The organism is Acanthopleuribacter pedis, assembly GCF_017377855.1.
Taxonomy (GTDB): Bacteria; Acidobacteriota; Holophagae; order Acanthopleuribacterales; family Acanthopleuribacteraceae; genus Acanthopleuribacter; species Acanthopleuribacter pedis.
On the sequence record NZ_JAFREP010000025.1, the window covers coordinates 40,974 to 59,838 of the forward strand.

General features: G+C 55.9%; 14 protein-coding genes. 8 read left to right on the top strand and 6 right to left on the bottom strand.

Translation table 11 applies throughout. The annotated features are described in order from the left end of the window. Positions 1 to 34: 34 nt before the first annotated feature. Together J3U88_RS23805 and J3U88_RS23810 are read right to left on the bottom strand one after the other, a co-directional pair. Positions 35 to 3,802 carry an AAA family ATPase gene (locus J3U88_RS23805; protein ID WP_207861496.1) on the bottom strand — a complete coding sequence of 1,256 codons (3,768 nt, stop codon included), beginning with the start codon at positions 3,800 to 3,802 and terminating at the stop codon, positions 35 to 37. Then, the gene (locus J3U88_RS23810) at positions 3,799 to 5,046 is read right to left on the bottom strand and encodes an exonuclease SbcCD subunit D C-terminal domain-containing protein (protein ID WP_207861497.1); all 1,248 of its coding nucleotides are present in this window, start codon (positions 5,044 to 5,046) and stop codon (positions 3,799 to 3,801) included. The genes J3U88_RS23805 and J3U88_RS23810 overlap by 4 nt, the downstream gene beginning before the upstream one ends. Positions 5,047 to 5,149: 103 nt before the next feature. Here J3U88_RS23810 and J3U88_RS23815 point away from each other — a divergent pair, with 103 nt between their 5' ends. Further along, positions 5,150 to 6,133 carry an RpnC/YadD family protein gene (locus J3U88_RS23815; RefSeq protein WP_207861498.1) on the top strand — a complete coding sequence of 328 codons (984 nt, stop codon included), beginning with the start codon at positions 5,150 to 5,152 and terminating at the stop codon, positions 6,131 to 6,133. Between the two features lie 89 nt (positions 6,134 to 6,222). Here the strand turns inward: J3U88_RS23815 and J3U88_RS23820 are convergent, their stop codons facing one another. Continuing rightward, entirely contained in the window at positions 6,223 to 6,579 is a 357-nt protein-coding gene (locus J3U88_RS23820) for a nuclear transport factor 2 family protein (protein ID WP_207861499.1), read from the bottom strand. Positions 6,580 to 6,795: 216 nt separating this feature from the next. On the opposite strand from J3U88_RS23820, the gene J3U88_RS23825 reads away from it, so the two are divergent. Further along, positions 6,796 to 8,433, top strand: coding sequence for a sigma 54-interacting transcriptional regulator (locus J3U88_RS23825; RefSeq protein ID WP_207861500.1), 1,638 nt, complete (start codon positions 6,796 to 6,798; stop codon positions 8,431 to 8,433). Here the strand turns inward: J3U88_RS23825 and J3U88_RS23830 are convergent. Further along, positions 8,430 to 9,305 carry a hypothetical protein gene (locus tag J3U88_RS23830; RefSeq protein WP_207861501.1) on the bottom strand — a complete coding sequence of 292 codons (876 nt, stop codon included), beginning with the start codon at positions 9,303 to 9,305 and terminating at the stop codon, positions 8,430 to 8,432. The two genes, J3U88_RS23825 and J3U88_RS23830, sit on opposite strands and share 4 nt — an antisense overlap. A gap of 404 nt (positions 9,306 to 9,709) precedes the next feature. Between J3U88_RS23830 and J3U88_RS23835 the strand changes: the two genes are divergently transcribed. Beyond that, on the top strand, positions 9,710 to 10,030 hold the full coding sequence (locus tag J3U88_RS23835) for a hypothetical protein (RefSeq protein WP_207861502.1): 321 nt from the start codon (positions 9,710 to 9,712) through the stop codon (positions 10,028 to 10,030). Positions 10,031 to 10,052: 22 nt separating this feature from the next. Beyond that, positions 10,053 to 12,014: a M20/M25/M40 family metallo-hydrolase gene (locus tag J3U88_RS23840; protein ID WP_207861503.1), complete on the top strand. Its 1,962-nt coding sequence runs from the start codon at positions 10,053 to 10,055 to the stop codon at positions 12,012 to 12,014. A 177-nt stretch (positions 12,015 to 12,191) separates the two neighbouring features. Here J3U88_RS23840 and J3U88_RS23845 read toward each other — a convergent pair whose 3' ends face one another. Continuing rightward, positions 12,192 to 14,264 (bottom strand): LysM peptidoglycan-binding domain-containing protein, encoded by a 2,073-nt coding sequence (locus J3U88_RS23845; protein WP_207861504.1) that lies wholly within the window; start codon positions 14,262 to 14,264, stop codon positions 12,192 to 12,194. Between the two features lie 175 nt (positions 14,265 to 14,439). On the opposite strand from J3U88_RS23845, the gene J3U88_RS23850 reads away from it, so the two are divergent. The 4 genes from J3U88_RS23850 to J3U88_RS23865 all read left to right on the top strand — a co-directional run bounded on the left by J3U88_RS23850 (position 14,440) and on the right by J3U88_RS23865 (position 17,963). Beyond that, positions 14,440 to 15,198 (top strand): ABC transporter ATP-binding protein, encoded by a 759-nt coding sequence (locus J3U88_RS23850; RefSeq protein ID WP_207861505.1) that lies wholly within the window; start codon positions 14,440 to 14,442, stop codon positions 15,196 to 15,198. After that, positions 15,195 to 16,880, top strand: a complete 1,686-nt coding sequence (locus tag J3U88_RS23855; RefSeq protein ID WP_207861506.1) for a putative ABC transporter permease subunit — start codon at positions 15,195 to 15,197, stop codon at positions 16,878 to 16,880. Before J3U88_RS23850 ends, J3U88_RS23855 begins: the two co-directional genes overlap by 4 nt. A gap of 23 nt (positions 16,881 to 16,903) precedes the next feature. Next, positions 16,904 to 17,467 carry a GNAT family N-acetyltransferase gene (locus tag J3U88_RS23860; RefSeq protein WP_207861507.1) on the top strand — a complete coding sequence of 188 codons (564 nt, stop codon included), beginning with the start codon at positions 16,904 to 16,906 and terminating at the stop codon, positions 17,465 to 17,467. A 301-nt stretch (positions 17,468 to 17,768) separates the two neighbouring features. Beyond that, the gene (locus J3U88_RS23865; RefSeq protein ID WP_207861508.1) at positions 17,769 to 17,963 is read left to right on the top strand and encodes a hypothetical protein; all 195 of its coding nucleotides are present in this window, start codon (positions 17,769 to 17,771) and stop codon (positions 17,961 to 17,963) included. 253 nt (positions 17,964 to 18,216) lie between these two features. Here the strand turns inward: J3U88_RS23865 and J3U88_RS34765 are convergent, their stop codons facing one another. After that, positions 18,217 to 18,822, bottom strand: coding sequence for a single-stranded DNA-binding protein (locus J3U88_RS34765; RefSeq protein ID WP_207861509.1), 606 nt, complete (start codon positions 18,820 to 18,822; stop codon positions 18,217 to 18,219). Between the last annotated feature and the right edge of the window lie 43 nt (positions 18,823 to 18,865).

Consider the following 18,865-nt stretch of genomic DNA (forward strand, 5'->3'; position numbering starts at 1 on the left):
GCTTCTCGCGACGAATCCTTTTGAGCATTGCGGGTTAGGCGGTCGTGTAGGCGTCCTCGACACGAATGAAGCTGCGGCCCGCCCCTTGGGGGATGACGTTAATGCGCGTGCCGATGCGTTCGATCAGGGTGGGGATGTGAGAAATCACCCCCACCTGGCGGCCCATGGCTTGTAAGCTGTCCAACGCGCTCAGGGCCAGGTCGAGGCTTTCGGGATCGAGGGCGCCGAACCCTTCGTCGATAAACAAGCTTTCGACGAGACTGCGTTCCGCCGACATGGAGGCCAATCCCAGCGCCAGCGCGAGGCTGACAAGGAAGGTTTCACCACCGGAGAGGCTGTTGATGGAGCGGGCTTCGTCCGCCATATCGCCGTCAATGATTTGCAGTTCAAGGGTTTCCACATGGGGGACGCGTGCCAACCGGTATCGGCGCGCCAGGTCTTCCAGATGGACGTTCGCATAACCGAGCAGGGCGTCAAGGGTGAGGCTTTGGGCGTATTGCCGAAATTTGTTGCCGTCTTTGCTGCCGATTAGATTGCGCATGGCTTGCCAGAGTTCCACGGTCTGAAGTTGCCGAGCCCGCTGTTCCAGCAATTCGCGACGTTGGGTTTGGGCCGCTTGGTCTTGATCCAGAAGATTTTTAACCGCGTAATAGGCTTCTTCCTGTTGTTGCTTGGTTTCTTCTAGGAGCGCCAAGGCGTCGGCCAGTTCGGCGGCGGTTTTTTGGGCGAGTTCGCCTTCCGGTTGTTCGGCATCGTGGTTGGCGACGGCTTCGCGGCGTTCTCTTAAAAGCACCTCGCTGTCGCGGCAGGCCTGCTCCAAGCCGGCGAGCTGATTTTGGGTTGCCGTGCACCATTCGCGGTCGATGGCCAGCCAGGTTTCGGCCTCGGATTCTGAACATGCCGCTTGGGCGAGTTGTTCTTGCCAACGGGCCCGGTTGTCCTCCTGTTTGCGGCGACAGGTTTGGATTTGTTCCTGTAGCGAGTTTTTGCGTTGTTCTTGGGAGGCGATTTCCTGTTGGACTTGGGAAACGCGCTCTTGTTGTTGCTTGAGCGATTGAGTCGTTTCGTTTACCGCCGACTCGAGACGTTCCAGCACCTCGGTCACGGCGGCACCGTCGAGCAGGGTCGCGCGATGGGCGAGGGTTTGTTTGAGAAGCTCCGCGCCTTCCTCGTGTTGTTTCCCGATGCTGTCCCGCCGTGTTTGGGCGGCGGTTAGCTCGCCGGCCAGTGGGTGCAGCGCTTGGTCGATGTTTTTAAGGGCGATGGTGCGTTCGCGCTCGCGGTCGTGTTTGTTCTTTTGGGTGGCGATCCGCGCGTCGCAACGTTCCAATAACGCGGGTGGATCCTGCTCGAGGATGGTACGCCAATCGGGGAGCCAGTTCATGAGTGGATCAAGCCGGGTCCGCGATGCTTCGATCTGTTGGCTTAAACTTTGGTAACGGCTCTCCTGCTGGATGCGTTCTTGTTCGCGGGTTCGTTCCTGTTCGGCAAGGGTTTGGCGCTCCTCGTCGCAGGTTTTGAACCGGCGGCGATGTTGTTCGACCTGCTTGCGCAGCGCCTCTATTTCCTGCGCCTGGGTATCCAGCTTTCCTTGATCATCGCGGTATCGGCGCTGCTTGCGTTCAAAATCGGCCAGCGTTTCTTGTAGCGCCGATTCCAAATCGGTTTCATCGGTTTCCGGTGACCCGTGGAAGGGGAGGTCGTCCGGTTTGGTGTGCCACAATTGCACCCATTTCTCGTGCTCGCTTTCGGCTTCTTGGCGCTCTTTTTTGGCTTCGCGTTGCTCGCCGCGAGCCTGCTCGCGCAAGTGTGCCAGACGACTTTTGGCCGCGGCCTCATCCTGAACCGCTTTTCGGTTTTGTTGTTCGAGCGTTGTGACACGATTTTGTTGGTCGGCAAGCAAATGGTCGGCGGGTTGCTGCTCGCGGTAGGGGTGTTCGGTGGCGCCGCACAGGGGACAGGGTTGGCCGGTTTCGAGGGACGCGCGCAACTGGTTTAAGTTCTGCGAATGGGTTAAGCGCAGACGATCCAAGGTTTCACGGGCTTCCGTGAGTTGGATTTGGTTTTTTTGCAGTGCGGCTCCGGCAGTTTCGGCCTCGGTGGCAGCCTGCTTGCCCTGGGTGATGAGGTGTTGGTATTTTTCCTCTTTTTCCTGGAGTCGGCGTGCCAAGCGTTGCCGGTTACCTTGGTCTTTGGTTGCTTGTTGCAACCAATGAATCACCCTGAGGTTCTGTTCGATGTGGTGTTGCATCCGCGCGCGTGCTTCTGGATCGAAACCCTGTTCTCGGTCTTGGTAGCTTGCCTCGCTTTGACTGAGTTCTTGCTGGGCGGTGTGTCGTTTCGATTCAAGGGTTCTAATTTGCTGTCGAAACTGGTGCTGTTCTTTTTGCCATTGTGCCTGTTTCTGTTCGAGTTCCTGTTTGTCGCGGTGGTTCTCCACCAGGTTTTCCAAATCGAGGCGCCACGTTTCCCAGTGATTGCAGAGTTGTTGGGCGTCTTGGTGATCGGCCAGCCATTGTTGAAGCTGCTGCTGCTCCTGTTCTAATTGCGCGCGTTCGAGGAGGTAGGTCTGTTGTTTCTTTTCCAGTGCCGAAACGTTTTGTTGCGCGATTTCCAGGGCCTTGGTGTGGGCTTGTTGCTTTTCCCGGTGGGTGGCGATTTCCAGATCGCGAAGCCGTGCTTCTTCCAGTTCCGGTTGTTTGTCTTTGAGGACTTGTTGTTGCGTTTCCAGCAGGCTTTGAAGGCTTTGGCATGTTTCGGTATGGGCTGTTAGTCGGTCGTGAAGTTCGGCTAAGGCGGTTACGGCGTCGTCCAGTCGCTTCGTTAAATCGGCCGAGGTTTGGGTGAGTTCCCGGTATTCCCGTCTGGTTGGCCGAAGGGCTTCAACGCGGGTTGCTTGCTGTAGTTTTTCCCGTTGGGGTTGGAAGTCGTCCAAGTTTTGACGCTGTTCCTGATGGGACTTTGTGGCCGCTTCGAGGTTTTGCTGGAGGCGGTCATGTTGTTTGATCCAGGTGTAGGTTTGTTGGGTTTGTTGGTGTTGTTGTGTTGTGAGGTTCCGCTTTTCCTGGGTCTCCGCTAGGTGGGTCTCGTGTTCTTCCCGTTGTTCTTCCGTCAAAATCGTGGCTTCACCCAAGCGGGTGTCGAGGATGTCGAGGCTTTGTTGCTCGCGCTTGGCGCGTTCATAAGCGAGGGTCCCGATACGCGAGTAAATTTCGGTGCCGGTCATGCGTTCCAGCAGATCCGCGCGGGCCTTGTTTCCCGCCTTGAGAAAGGCTGCAAAATCCCCCTGGGCGAGCAATACGGAACGGCGGAATTGATCGAATGTGAGCCCGATGGTTTCGTGAACCGCCTGGAGCACCTCGGTTTTGGTGCGGCCGATCAGGCGGTCTTCCGCCATATCGCGCAAGGTGGTTTCCGAGGGCTTGAGAACCCCTTTATTTTTGCCGCGTGAAACGCGCTCGACTTCCCAGCGGGCCAGGTAGACTTTACCGTCAAGCCCGCGGTATTCCGTTTCGGCGTGGCAGGCCGCGGCACCGCGGCGCAATAGGTTGCGTGGGTCGTTGTGGGCCAGCGTGTTTTGTGCATCGTTGCCGATCTGCACCGCTGCCCCCGTGTTTTCCAGGCGTGGTATGCGCCCGTAAAGGCTGACACAGAGCGCGTCGAGCAAGGTGCTCTTGCCGGCGCCGGTGGGTCCGGTGATGGCAAATAAGCCGCTTTGACCCAGGGGCGGATGTTGGAGTTCGACCGCGAATTCGCCGGCGAGACTGGTGAGATTGCTGCCGCGAATGGCGAGGATTTTCATGGTACCGTCCCCGCTTGATCCCAGAGTTCGTGGAAGGCGGTGGTCATGGCTTTGCTGGGTTCGCCCTCGAATAAACTTTGATAGCGTCGGGTAAAAACGTCGGCCGGGCTTAGTTGGGACAGGGATTGTTGCGGCAGGCTGTCGGCCAGGCTTTCACGGCTTTTGGGATATTTGGTTTTGATTTTCAGCAGGCGTACCGCTTTGTCCGTCAAAACGTCTTCCAGTTGCTTGCGAAGGCCTGGCTCGGGTTTGTTGAGGAACACGCTAAGTTCGAGGTAAGGGTATTCATGGCGCGCCAAGGCCGTGGTTTCGCGGTTTGGTAATTCGTGGAGCAGGGGCAGCAGTTCTTCTACCGTGAGGTCTTGTTTGCCCTTGGGCAGACGGATGATGTCCACCGCGCGGGGGACCGGCACGGATTCGACCTTTGCGGCGGCCTCACCGTTTAGGGTGACCGCAACCACTTGATGCAGGTAATCGGCTTCGTCGAGGGAGAGCGGAAGTGGCGAGCCGGAATAACGCACATGGTCGCGACGGCCGACCCGTTGGGCCCGGTGGAGGTGGCCCAACGCGGTATAGGCGGCGTGTTCCGGGAAAACATCGACAGGAATGGCTTGTTGGTTGCCTACTTGGATTTTGCGTTCGGAGAGTTCGCTCAATTGGGTTCCGGTCAGGTAGGCGTGGCCGGTAGCGACCAAGGCTTGACCGGGGCCGCGTCGTTGGGAAAGCGCGGTGAACACCTCGTCGTAAATCTCGCGGACGCCCTTGACGAGCCAGTCGTCGCCTTTGCCGGCGCGTGGTAAATCGGCGGGTCGCAGAAAGGGAACCGCCGCGCACCAGGCGGCTGTTTCGCGGTTTTGGTTGGTGAGCGGCACCAGAAGTGCGTCTACATCAATATTGCCACTTGGGGTTCGGCCCAGGCTGCCGATGACATGAATGTTAAAGGCTTTGAGCAAGGGTTTAGGCGCGTCTAAGCGGGAAGCGGAATCGTGGTTGCCGGCGACAATAACGAGATCGAGGTCGGGTAAGCGTCGCCGTGATTCAGCAAGAAATTGGTAGTAGAGGGTTTGGGCGGCGGCTGAGGGATTGGCGGAATCGAAAATGTCGCCGCTGACCAGGAGCGCATCGGCGCGGCGGTCCTCCAGGGTATCGAGCAGCCAGTTGAGGAAACGACGGTGTTCGTAATCGCGATTAAGGCCGTGAAGGTGATGGCCGAGGTGCCAATCGGATGTGTGAATCAACTGCATAGCGGGTTCCTTTCGAAGCGCTTAGCTTAGCAGGAAACCCAACTGAATGCATGCGTCGCCGGTGTCCTAGCGCCGGTCAGTCAAAAGTGGCGGGGGTAAGCGAATGAGTGAGTTTGACAACCCATGGAAACACGTGGCGGAGGACTTTTTTCCCGAGTTGGTGGCATTTTTTATGCCCGATGCTTACAGGGAAATCGATTGGGAGAAACCGGTAGAATCCTTGGACAAGGACCTGCCGAAAGAAGAAGTGAATGATGCGGTGGGCGACCGTCGTGCCGATAAGCTGTTCCGGGTGGTTACCACGGACGGTGACGCCCAGTTGGTGTATTTGCATATTGAGTTTCAAAACGAGGTGGACGAAGCGCTTTCAGAGCGGATGTACATCTACAATTGCCGGTTTTTCAATAAGTTTCGAGCGCCGATCGTGAGTTTGGCGATTTTGGGCGATACGAATCCCGATTGGCGACCGGAACCTTTTGGGTTCGGGAAGTGGGGGAGCATCCTAAATTTTGAATTCCGTATCGCCAAGTTGATGGATTACATCGCCGCGCGGGAGGCACTAGAGTCGAAAGAGAATGTGATTGGTTTGATCGTTTTGGCCCATTTGGCCGGCAAATTGACCCGCAATCGGTTGGATCAGCGGTTTCAGGAGAAACTGGCGATCCTGAAGGTGCTGTTTGCCAAAGAATTTGATTTGAAACGCTTTGATCGAGCGATTAAATTCATAGACAGTGTCATCGATTTGCCCAACGAGATGGATGAACCCTTTCGGGAAGCGTTACAGGAAAGTGTCGGGGAGGAAAAAGTGGCATATCTCACCAGTTTCGAGCGGGTGGCGAAAGAAGAAGGTCGTGTGGCGGGCCGAGAAGAAGGTCGTGTGGCGGGCCGAGAAGAAGGTCGTGTGGCGGGCCGAGAAGAAGGTCGTGTCGAAGGCGCGTCCCAGATGCTGCTGCGAATCTTGGAGCGGAAGTTCGGGACCAACCCGCCCTGGGTATATGAAAAGATGAAAACGGCGAAGAACGCACAGGTGATGATGTGGGTGGACAAGGTGTTGACGGCAGACAAGCTTGCCGATGTTTTTGCCTAAGCCCGACCGACGCGTCCCCTCATAGAAAAACCACCCGTGTCGCAAGCGACAATCGGGTGGCGTTCAGTCGGATCGCTGTTTCGGTTTGGTTAGGGCTTGTAGATGAAGCGCTCTTTGACGATTAATCCGTTTTCCCACCATTGAATCGCAACTTGGTCGTAGGTTTTCACGCCCCAATCTTTGTGGGTGTAGTCGAAGTGCCATAACACCATGGTGACATTATCGCCGACCGTTACTTCTTTGACCGCCGCGCCGCGGAATTCAGTGATGCTGTTGAAAAATTCTTCTTCGCGTTTGCGGTTGAGGTCTTTTCCCACGAATGGGGCGTCGTCGTTTTCACTCATCTCGATATGTTCGGCGTAGTACTTTTCGAATCCTTCCAAGGCCTTACCCTCGAGAATCAAGCTGTTCAGGTCTTCAATTTTGGCTTTCAAATCTTGGCTCATGTCATACCTCCGGTGATCAGGACACATGTTGTGTTGACGGAAAAAGGATATAACAAGGCCTGTGCCAAGTTGCGGGCGGGCTTGCTATCTCGCTTGATTTAAAAGAGTAAGGGTGGTACCGGCGTCCGTGGACAACACATCTAGCTTGTGTGATTCGTTCATTATGATAAGGTGGGTCAATCATTTTGAAATAGGTTGGCCGATTTGGAGGCGCTTGTGAAGTTTTCCGAGCTGGATTTACAGGAGTTGCTCAGCTTCGACGACAGCCTGGTTGCTTTTAATGGACGGCGGGCGCTCATTTTTGATCCCCTGGCCCTCGGCATTTTGCGCAAGGAACTGGTCACTATGTTTGGGAACCACGTCGCCCGCGGTCTTTTGACCCGTATGGGGTATTTCCACGGATGGGTTACCGCCAAAAACATGAAAGACGATTTTCCCTGGGACTCGGCATCCGATTGGCGCCGCGCCGGCGGGCGCCTGCACCAATTGCAGGGCCATGTTCAAATCGAGGTGCCTGAGGACAGCGAAGGTCGCCACAAGGAGCACCTTGCTTGGGCTGTTTGGCGAGAGTCCTACGAGGCCGAACAGCATTTACTTCACCTCGGCGTTTCGGATGAGGCCGTTTGCTGGGCATTAACCGGTTTTGCCTCGGGCTATATGAGCTTGGCTCAAGGCCGTGAGGTGCTGGCCAAAGAGACCAAATGCTGTGGCCAAGGGGATGCGGTGTGCACCATCGTGGCCAAATACGCCGACGCGTGGGGTGAGGAGCTTGAGAATCTGCAGACCTATTACCAATCCCCATGCCTGGACCACGCCTTACATACCGCCGCCGAACAACTCAAAGCGTTGGAGCAGCAGATCCGAGCGCGGGTTCCCACGGCCCAATCCGCGGTCCCGGCCGACATGATTGCTCGTGATCCGGTCATGTTGCGTTGTCTCGACCTGGCCAAACGGGTTGCCAAGGTGGATTCGGTGGTGTTGGTGACTGGTGAAAGTGGGGCCGGTAAGGAGCGCATTGCCAAGGTCATCCACGAGGACTCGGCGCGTTTGCGGCGGCCCTTCCTCGCGGTGAACTGTGGCGCGGTGAGCGAGAGTTTGCTGGAAAGTGAGTTGTTTGGCCACAAACGCGGCGCCTTCACCGGTGCTACCCAAGACCGACCCGGCCTCTTTGAGGCCGCCTCCGGGGGAACCCTGTTTCTCGATGAAATTGGCGAACTTCCCCTGAATATGCAGGTTAAGCTGTTGCGGGTGTTACAGGAACGCACCGTGCGGCGCGTCGGAGAGAACCATGACCGTCCGATTGACGTTCGCCTCGTGGCCGCCACCAACCGCGACCTGCGGTTGGAAGTACGTGAGGGGCGCTTTCGTCAGGATCTGTACTATCGTCTGAAAGTTATTGAGATCCACATTCCGCCGTTGCGGGATCGTCGTGCCGATATCATGCCACTCGCGCGGCATTTTTTGGATACCATCGGAACCCGTTTGGGACGGAACGATTTGTCAGGGTTTACACCCGAGGCGGCCGACTGCCTTCAGCGTTACCAATGGGAAGGCAATGTTCGCGAGCTGCAAAACGCCATTGAGCATGCCGTGGTAATGGCGTTGGCGGGACGGGTTACGCCCGGCGATTTACCGGTCGAGGTACGTGAGGACGGCGGGACGCTTTTGCCGCGACCAGGAGAACAAACACTTGCCGAGATGGAGCGGGACATGATCCTCACCACCTTGGCGCGGAAAAACGGCAACCAAACCCATACAGCCAAGGAGTTGGGGATTGGAACCGCGACCTTGTATCGCAAACTGAAAAAGTATGGAGCGCAAGGTTTTGTGGTGCCCGGCCCGAACGCCGATTAGAAACGTCTGTAAAAGTGACGTTTCCGTTCCGCGAAGCGACGCGACAAAAACATGGCAAACGAAAGTGGCAAGAGACCCGAGGCCATGATGGTGCTCAAGCGTTGTCCTTGTTGCGGATCCATATGGAAACCGATCCAGGCCCAAAATTGAGGCACCTGACCCGCCAGCAACAGAATCACCAAAACCGCCCCGATTTTCGCGCCGTTAATCACCGGTTTGCCGGTGAATGCGTTGATGCCTTTCCCCACCGTGGCGCTTCCGGCGACAATGACCAAGTTCAACAAGGTGAGCAGGGACCAAACCAATGAGGCGGGGGTCAGTTCCGGTGGTGGTGCGACATAGCGGTAAGAAGCCACGAAGTTGTCAAACTGTTGGGGCGATTGGTTTGCCGGCAGGTGGGTTGACGCCATGAACCCAAACGCACCGGTACTCAGCACCACGTGAAGGATTTGGGCTGCTCCGTCTGGTAGCCGTTCATCAATACTGACGCGGAAGGTTGGCTCTTGAAACTGGTTCAAGCGCTGATACGTTAGGGCGCGCCATTTGGCGTTGGGGGTCTTGAGGGGTTCAAGGTGTTTGAGGAACCATTGGGTTAACTGCTCGCCGTTTTCCGGCGGCGCCGGGGTTTTTTTGAGGGAGACGAAGTACTTTGCACCACCCGGCTCAAGAGCGACGAAATGAGAACGCCGTGCTTTTTTGAGGTGAAGCCACTGCCATTCCGGGCCGGGCGCGTCCAGCGAGAGCTGGGCGGATTGGCAGACGAGCCGACTACCTTCCAGTTGATCCACCGTGACCGGGGACCATTCCGACAACCCGTGGTTGACGGGTGGTAAATAATGGAGGCAAATCGAGAAAAGCACACCTAGAACCATAAAAGAAGGACCTCTTCGATTAGCGTCGGTAGGGTGAGGACTCCACTCACGAAAGAGGTGTGGGTGGTGAAGTCAAAAGCGTTACCGCCTTTTAAGCGGCAGAGTGAAAGGAGAGCCCTATGTCTTAAAACCTAAGAGGCGCTGAAGCGAGGGAATTTGGCTAAAGATCTGGAGCGAAATGGCTTGGGAAAAACGGGCCGGGGTCGCGCACGACGCGCACCCACTGGGTGCGGTGAGTATTTTTACAGGCCGTTGCAGCCCAGAGATTTAGCTAAAATCCCCGCGTCAGCGCTTCTTAGGTGAAAACCTTAGCGAGGAATGGGTTTGGGCGCAACCCCAAAATGCCGCATTGCGGGACGTCTCATCAAAAGTTAACGCGGGCGTCATTCAAAGGAAGGATTGGGTTGTCATGGGGGATTTTTGGCGGCGGTACCCGTCCACGGCATTCGCTCGGCGAGGTGCAAATCAAGAGAAAGTTAGGGTTTTTAACTGAAATACCGAATGTTGTGACTTATGTAAAACTTGTTTACAAAATCTTTTCAAAGTCTTTTCCTGTTGTGATAGGGTGTGAACATCCACAAGTCCTTTGTCCTTTTATGACTTATGTCGTACAGCCCTTGCCCTCGGAATTTCTTGTTATTGATGCCTGCAAGGTTTGCGGCGTTTCCTTCTCCGATCAAGGGTTTGTTTCCAGGAAAATCTCGCTCTATCGACTTGTGGTTTGAAGCAAATTCAGAGGAGAGAACCATGAAGAAGTGGTTTTATTTATTGACGGCGGCGTTGCTCTGTTTGTCGTCTTTGCTAATGGCCGGCGACCCCGAACTGGAGGCTAAGGAATCCGTTTGGATTACCTTTGACGCTGAAAAAATTCCCACCTTGGTACACACCTTGCGCAAATCTGGCTGGAGCGCAAAAAAGGCGATGATCAAAGTGGGTGAAGAAGATCATTACATGGCCGAGGTGCCGACGGCTCATTTGCTGGAACTGAGCCAAAACATTCACCACGAACATCACCGCTGCGGTGGTTACATCATCCACGCTTCCCGCGAGGAAGCCTTAAAAGCCATCGACAATCAGTACCGGACCAAAGCCGTTAACAACAAGTTTGTTGAGTATACGATTGACAACGGGACCACTGTTCAAGCCTTGTTGAGCAACCTCGACCAGCAAAAGATCGAAGACGTAATTATTCAATTTTCAAGTTATTACACCCGTTATTACACCACCCAAACCAGCGTCGACGCTATGAACTGGTTAAAAGGTTTGTGGGAAAGCTACGCTGCCAACCGTTCGGATGTCACCGTTGAATTCTTCAACCACAGTTGGGCGCAACCCAGTTTGATTTTGACCATTCAGGGTTCTGATTTGCCCAACGAGGTGGTTGTTATTGGGGGCCACGCCGATTCCATTAACGGCGGTGCCTCGGGCCAAGCGCCCGGTGCCGATGATGATGCTTCCGGTGTTGCCACCTTCACTGAGGTGATTCGCAGCGCCATGGTCAGCGACTTCAAACCGCGCCGCACCGTGAAATTTATGGCCTACGCCGCCGAGGAAGTCGGTCTGCGTGGTTCAGGTGCCATTGCCGCCCAATACCAAAGCCAAGGAATCGATGTCGTGGGCGTGATCCAATTGGATATGACCGCGTACAAAGGGTCGGCTGAAGACATCGTGTTGATGACCGATTACACCAACAGCCCCCAAAACAGCTTCCTGCAAAACATCATCGATACCTACGTGGGTGTGCCTTGGGCGACGGATCGTTGCGGTTATGCCTGCTCCGATCACGCCAGTTGGACCAACCGCGGTTTCCCTGCCTCAATGCCGTTTGAATCACGCATGTCTCAGTACAACCGCAACATCCACACCAGCCGCGATACCTATGCCAACTTGGGCAACGATTCCGCCCACGCCTTTAACTTTGCCAAAATGGCCGCCGCCTATATGGGTGAATTGGCCAAGGGTGACCTCTCCGGTGACGGTGGTGGTACCGGCACCGACGGCGGCGACGGCGGCGACGGCGGCGATGGTTCCACCGGCACCGACGGCGGTGACGGCGGTGACGGCGGTGACGGTGGCGACGGCGGTCTTGGTAACGGCGTGCCCGTGACCAACCTCTCTGGAAGCACCGGCAACTTCCAATTCTTCACCGTGAACGTACCCGCCGGCGCGCGCAACTTGAATATCGCCATGAGCGGCGGCAGCGGCGACGCCGACCTGTACACCCGTTTTGGCTCCGCCCCGACCACCAGTACCTACGACTGCCGTCCTTACCGGAGCGGCAACGCGGAAACCTGCACCGTGGCCACCCCGCAAGCCGGCACCTACCATATCGGCATCCGTGCCTACAGCAGCTACAGTGGCTTAACCTTAACCGCGTCCTACGACGAACCTGGCGCCGGTTGCGATCTCCCCAACAGCTCGGAGAGCGGTTTGAGTGCATCGCGTTCAAACTGGGTATACCGTGAGGTGGTGGTTCCCAGTTGCGCCGCGACCATGAATATCAGCATCAGCGGTGGCAGCGGGGACGCGGATCTCTATGTCCGTCGCGGTTCCCAGCCAACCACCAGTTCCTACGATTGCCGTCCCTACCGCAACGGCAACAGCGAAAACTGCTCACTTAACTCGCTGACCGCGGGGACGTACTACATTGGTGTCCGTGCCTACAGCGCGTTCAGCAATGTCACCTTGACCGTTGAACTGACGGAATAATCACCGTTATCGGCATCAACAAAAAACCCCTTCACACTTCGCTGTGAAGGGGTTTTTTTATGTGTATTCCGCGTTAGCCCGCCTTTCCGTTACGGCGGCAATTTTATTGGGACTCGGATCGGACCCATACTGAAGAAAGCGCGGTTTCGCCGAGTTGTCCCGTTCCCGTGGTCGTGGTTAAAGGTAAAGGCGGAGCGTTTGTCCCGCGTGGATCCGGCTGCTGGAACCGAGTTTGTTCCACTTCTTAATTTGGGAGACACTCACGCGATAGCGTTTTGCAATTTGGGACAAGGTATCGCCCTTGCGAATGCGGTAGGTAACCACCTTGGCTTGTTTGGTAGCCGAACTGCCCGCCTTGTTGGTTTTGCCACTCGGGATACGCAGACGTCGGCCCACTTGGAGCACGCTGCTTTTCTTGAGTCCGTTGTAATTGGCCAAACGCTGCCAGCCCATGCCGAAGCGCGAGGCGATTTTAGAAAGAGAATCGCCGCGTTTGACGCGGTAGGTCGTGTAACCCCTTGAACGGTTGGTGCCCCGTCGGCGCCGTTCCCATCGATCTCCCTGATGGACGTTCAAGGCGGTGCCCGCGACCAAGTTAAAGGGATCGTCGAGCTGGTTGTGTTCGGTGAGCGAGGGAATCGTGGTTTGGAAGCGTTTGGAGATCAGGTAAAGCGTGTCGCCTTTTTGTACTTCGTAGCTCATGGTTTTCACCGGGAGCCGTGCGTCCTCACCGGACTTTTTGCGGACCAACGGATAAAAGCCGCGGCTCCCCTTGGGGATCATCAGCGTTTGGCCGACGCGCAAGGCACGCGGATTGCGAATGTTGTTGAGGGTTTGCAGCGCTTTGACACTGGTCCCAAATTGTTGCGCCAGACGGCCCAGCGTGTCGCCGCGTTTCAAGACGTAACGGCGCCATGACATGCGTTCCGCCTCGGGTAGGGTCTGGATTGCCGCCTTTGCTTGTGCGTATCGTGCCGCCGGCACGTACAGTCGGGAACGGGTGCCGTCCGGGGTGACCCCGCGAATGAAATGTTGGTTGTAGGCCAAAAGTTCTTCGGCGGGAAGTTGCATGTGCTTGGCAAGCGCTTTAACTTCAAAACCTTCGTTTACTTCAATTGCCGTTAACGCGACGGGCTCTTGGTAATCGATACCCGCGTACCCGTATTTTTGGGGGTTCTTGGCGATGGTGACCCCGGCGATGAAGGCGGGCACGTACCCAATCGTTTCTCTTGGTAGCAAGCGGCGGCGCGCCAGTTGCCAAAAATCGCGGGTACCGCCCCGGCGAATCGCGCGGCGGACCCGGCCAGGCCCCGCGTTGTAGGCGCACAGGGCCAAGTACCAGTCGTCGAATTCTTCGTAAAGTTCCTTGAGCATGTGGGCCGCGCTTCGGGTCGCCGCTTCCGGCTCCATGCGTTCATCCAGCCACCAGTTGACCCGCAATTTGTAGATACGGCCCGTGCTCGCAATGAACTGCCACAGGCCGACCGCCGAGGCGTGGGAACGCGCTTGGTTTTTGTATGCCGATTCAATCAAGGGCAAATAACACAGATCGAGCGGCAGACCTTCCTCGGCGAAGATTTGCCGCATCATGGGGAGGTAGCGGGTGGAGCGTTCCAAGGCGGCACCGATGATGTGCGCTTTATCCGTCGAAAAGGCGCGGATGAAGCTTTCGACCACACGGTTGGAAATGATCGGCATGTCGTAATCGATGGCGGTGTTGTTGCGGCCGGTTACAAGCGATTCGCCCGCATCGATTTCTCGCAGTTCCAACTCCAACAAGGCGTCGTCCAACAGGCTGGTCAACGCGGAGGGGTCGGCCGCGGGAAGGAGCGGGGCGCTTGTGGTTGCCTCGCGTTCGGCGCGGTGGATTTGGGCCACCATGATGCGTCCCTCGGCCGCCAGCATATCGCGCGCGGCCGCATCTTCCGGGCGGCAGTCGATCAATTCCCAAAGGGCGCGGTCGAAGTAATCGCGCGCTTGGTTTCCGTCACCCTCGGCAAGGGTTTCCAAGCCCATGCGGTAAAACAGGTGAGACGCCTCAATGGCTGCAATCGCCGTCTCCATTTCGTAATTAATCGCCGGTTTTTCCACCACGGGCGCCGCCGGCGGCGCGGTGATTTCCTTTTTACGGCAGTGGAAACTCGAGGCGACGAGACAAAAAGCAACCGCCAACATCGCCTTTTTGCGGAGGTGGCGCGTCTGAGACATGAAGGCCTTAAAAGGCGCGCGTTCGATCAGTAAAAGGTTCATGGATGGTCCGTATCCTGGGGCGACGGGGCCCTGATGCATCAATCGCGACCTGGAACACGCGATCTTTTGAGAATTTGGGTTAGAATGGGGCATTCACGCAAAACTTGTGTTTCGCTACGGGGTTGGTTCGGGGCCGCTTAGTGTTCTGACCGGCTAACTTGTCATTGAGGGAACCATGATCAAATTGGACGGTGTTGTTAAATCCTACCAGAACTTCGTGGCGGTGAACGGACTAAGCCTGCACGTACCGGAGGGGACGGTCTTTGGCTTTTTGGGTCCCAACGGGGCGGGCAAAACCACCACGATTCGGATGATTACCGGAATCCTTGAACAAGATGAGGGTGATCTGCGCATTTTTGGGCACACCTATCGAAAAAATCGCAATGAAATCCTGAACCGACTCGGTTACGTGCCGGACCGGCCCTTTTTGTACGGCAAACTCACCGCCAACGAACTGTTGCGTTTCCTCGGAAGCTTGCGGCGGTTGCCCACCGAGGTGGTGAAACGACGGGGCCAAGGCCTGTTGGAGCAGTTCCAACTGGGTGAATTCGGCAACCAACTGATCGAGCGTTTTTCCCACGGCATGCGGCAAAAGTTGGTGCTTGCAGCCGCGCTACTTCACGAACCCGATTTGCTGATTGTCGACGAACCCATGGTCGGCTTAGACCCGCGTGCCGCCAAGCAGGTCAAACAATTGATCCTGGATTTTGCGAAAAGCGGCAAAAGCGTGTTCATGTCCACCCACACGCTTGAGGTCGCCGCGCAGCTTTGCGATCAAGTCGGCATCATCCACAAGGGGCGGTTGGTTGCGAACGAATCGATCCCCGCGCTGACTGAACGCATTGAGGCCAACGACGGCGATTTGGAAGCCGTGTTCATGGCGCTCACCAAAGACCAACGCAACGAAGAAATGCGTGAGGTGATTCCCCAGTGATCCGCGATTTCCTCCTCCTCGGCCGCCTCAACCACGCCCAAGTAAAAAACCGTTTCCTCGTTAACTTTCGCGCGCGACCGGTGGTTTTCATCGGGCTGGGTTTGTTCGGGGCATTTTTTTATTGGGGTTACATCAAACTCAGCATCATGCTGCTGACCTTCATCTTCCAACAACCGGTTTATGGCTTGCTGCTTGCCTCAAGACTGTTACAAATTCTCCTGGTGATTTCCCTGGGTGTCGGTTTAATGTCCAGCTTGACCAACGCCATCGCCCACTTTTATATGAGTCGTGATTTGGAGTTCCAATTCGGGTTGCCGGTTAACTTTAACAGTTGGGCCATTTACCGGTTTAGCCAGGTTTATATGCAGTCCAACTGGATGTTGTTGCTCTTCGGTGGGCCCTTCATCTGGATCTACCTCGATCTTGCCGGGGCGCCGTGGTGGGCGCCGCCGTTTGGCGTGCTTATTCTCGCCATGCTGGCGTCCTTTCCCACCTTGTTTTCGGCCATCCTGTGTATGTTGCTGGTCAAAGTGTTTCCCGCCAAACGGGTGCATCAGGTGTTTTTGGTGTTGACCATCGTGCTGGTGGCCGGGGTCATATTCTTATTTCGCTACCTGGAGCCCGAACAGTTTATCGGACCTGGCGGTCTGGACCGGTTTCGCGGATTTAGCGATGTGATTAACCTGGATGCGTACCAATGGAACCCGGCCACTTGGGCCGCCAACATTCTCGCCGCCGTGAGTGGCCGCGTTTGGGGTCCGGGGCTGGAGTACAGCCTGTACTTGACCGGCGCTTTTTCCGGTGCTTGTCTTTTATTTATGGGTGTTGCCCATCGGGTGTACCGGCGCTCCTGGGATCGTGCCCTGCAATCTCTGAGTGGGGAAGGGGATATACAAATGCGACACGCCGACGATACCTTCCTCAGTCGCGCGTTAACCCGTCCCGCTTGGGCCCAGGAAGCCCGTGAGATTTTGCTGTTTTTACGAGACCCATCGCAGTGGTCGCAAATCTTTGTGCTCCTATCCCTGCTGGGACTCTACCTTTTTTCCGTCACCAAACTCCCCAAAAATCCGTTTGGCGGCTCCCTTTACGAGTTGGCTTTGGGCAATTCTGGGTTTATCGCGTTTATCTCGCTCTCCTTGGTGAGCCGTTTTGTCTTTACCTCCTTCAGCAACGACGGCCAGGCCATTTGGCTGATGAAAACTGCGCCGGACGGCTGGGGACGCTACGTGCGTGGCAAGTTTTTGGTGTTTGGGATTCCGTCTCTGGGCTTTTCTCTTGCCCTCAACCTGCTCTCCGGGGTGTTGATGGATTTGGGAAACTGGGAGCTTTTCGTTTTGGGGCTGGGCGTTTTCTGGGACACCCTGTTCATGATTGGTTTGGGTTTAGGCCTGGGGATGTTGTTTATCGATCCCGGTGTTGACAACCCACTGAAGATGATCGTTTCCACCGGCGGGTTCCTCTTGATGGCGGCCGGCTTGTTTGTCACCTTTATTCACGTGTTGCTGCGTTTGAGTTTCGAGAGTCCGCTGGTGAACGAATTGCTCATGCACCTTTATTGGCCGGATGTACAGGGGTCCAAAATCATTCCCTACGCGGTCGGCCTTGGCTTGTTTGAACTGGGAACCGTTGTATTTCTGGTTCGACGCGGCCTTGAACATCTGCGACGCGGCGACTTCTAAAAAGGACGAGACTCATCGGGGGCGTGACGGTGATCACCACGGACGAATTTGAGATTGGCCTGCCGGAGGGGCATCTTTTGCGGGATGCCGCCGCCGAAGATGCCGCCGCCGTTGCGGAAATCTACAACCAGGCCGTTCGGCGCGGTGGGGCGACCATGGACACCGTCGAAAAAACCGAGGCCGTGATCCAGGCTCAATTGAGGCGCTTGGATGCACGAGAGTTTTTGCTGGTTCTTGAAGGCAAAGGTGTGATGCTCGGCTGGGGGGCGATTAAGCGCTACAGTGATCGCGAGGGTTATCGGTTCGCTTGTGAAACCTCGGTATACATCCACATAGCGTATCTAAGGCGTGGTTACGGCAGTCTTGTTAAACGGGCCCTGATCGCCCGCTCGCGCCGGTTGGGTTATCGCCATCTCGTGGCCAAGGTTTTTGCGGAGAATCAGGCAAGCATCGATTGTAATTTGAAGCTGGGTTTTGAGGTGGTCGGCACCCAAAAACAGATCGGCTTTATGGGGGGTCGGTGGCACGATGTCGTCATCATGCAATTCATCCAGCCTCACGAGCCGGAGGCAGGTTCCGCGTGGTGAATGGGGTGCCGCCCGATTTTCGGCGTGGCGGCGCGGTAATCGTTTTTTTGTTTGGGAAAAGACGACAGAAAGAGACCTTTTTACGATCCTGTGCCAGGTATGAACCTTTGTTGTAACTGTTTTTTTTAAAGTGATTTTCTTTTGGGGTGCCCGAGAAAAAGGAAGAATTTTTGGAAAAAAGTAAAATTCCTTCTTGAGTTCCCGAGGTCATGCGTCGAAAACATCTCTGTCGGCCGGCGTGGTTAGGTGCGTCGGCCGCGAAAAGTTGCGAGGCATTCAACTTGGGTTAAGGAGGAAGTGAATGCGCCTGAAAGATATCGAGAGTGACATTATTTTGATGGAACAGTCGATCAAACAATGCGAGTCCATTAATAAGGAAATTGTCGACATTGAACATCAAGTCGAACATGTGTGCCACGATCTCGAAGAGGAACTTCACACGATTAACACCAACTTAAAGAAAAACGAAGCACGCCGCGCGGCCCAAGCTCGTTAAGCTCACCACATTGTTACTCGTTTAAAATTTTCCCAACAAAAACAAATAGCCACCCGTGCGGGTGGCTATTTGCGTTTTTACCGAACCTGTGCAAAACGCGTTAGCGCGGTTATGCAAGGTGTTGAAGCGAAACCGATTGGGTAAGATGCGAGTCTACCTGAAAGGTACTTTGCGCATTTTTTCTGCACGTTGCGCCCCAACAGATGGCGCAAGTGCGCCGCCAAGCATCCCCAACTAGGTTTTAGCGAGCCTACTAGAACGGGATATCGTCGTCACTGAAATCACTGTTCGGCATGTCGTAGTCGCCGCCACCGCCGCCGCTGCCGTTACCGCTACCGCCGGAATTACCGCCGAACGTCATGGGTTTCGGGCCGCCGCCGCCGCCTTCATTGTTGCCGCCGAACGACATGGGCCGGGCATCGCCACCGCCGCCGCCTGAACCGCCGTCGAAGCCGCCACCGCCACCGCCGCCGCCGTAACCACCGGAGCCGCCGCCGAAGCCGCCCTCGCGGGGACCGGGGCCGTCGCTTGCACGGCCCAGCATGACGAAGCGGTCGCAACGGATGTCGGTGATGTTGCGGCGCTGACCGTTTTGGTCATCGTACTCACGGTACTCAATGCGCCCCTCCAGATAAATCTGTTTTCCCTTGTGTAAGTAACGACCCGCGATTTCGGCTTGCTTGCCCCAAACCACGATGTTGTGCCACATCGTCTTCTTTTGGCGCTCGCCTTGCTGATCTTTGTATTCTTCAGTCGTGGCCAGGGAAAAACGGGCGAAGGGGGTCTGTGACTTGGTGTAACGGACCTCGGGATCTTTGCCCAAATTACCGATAAGCGTGACTTTATTCAAACTGGCCATGGATGTCTCCTTGTCTGCACTTTTCAGCATGGTGCGCCGCGGG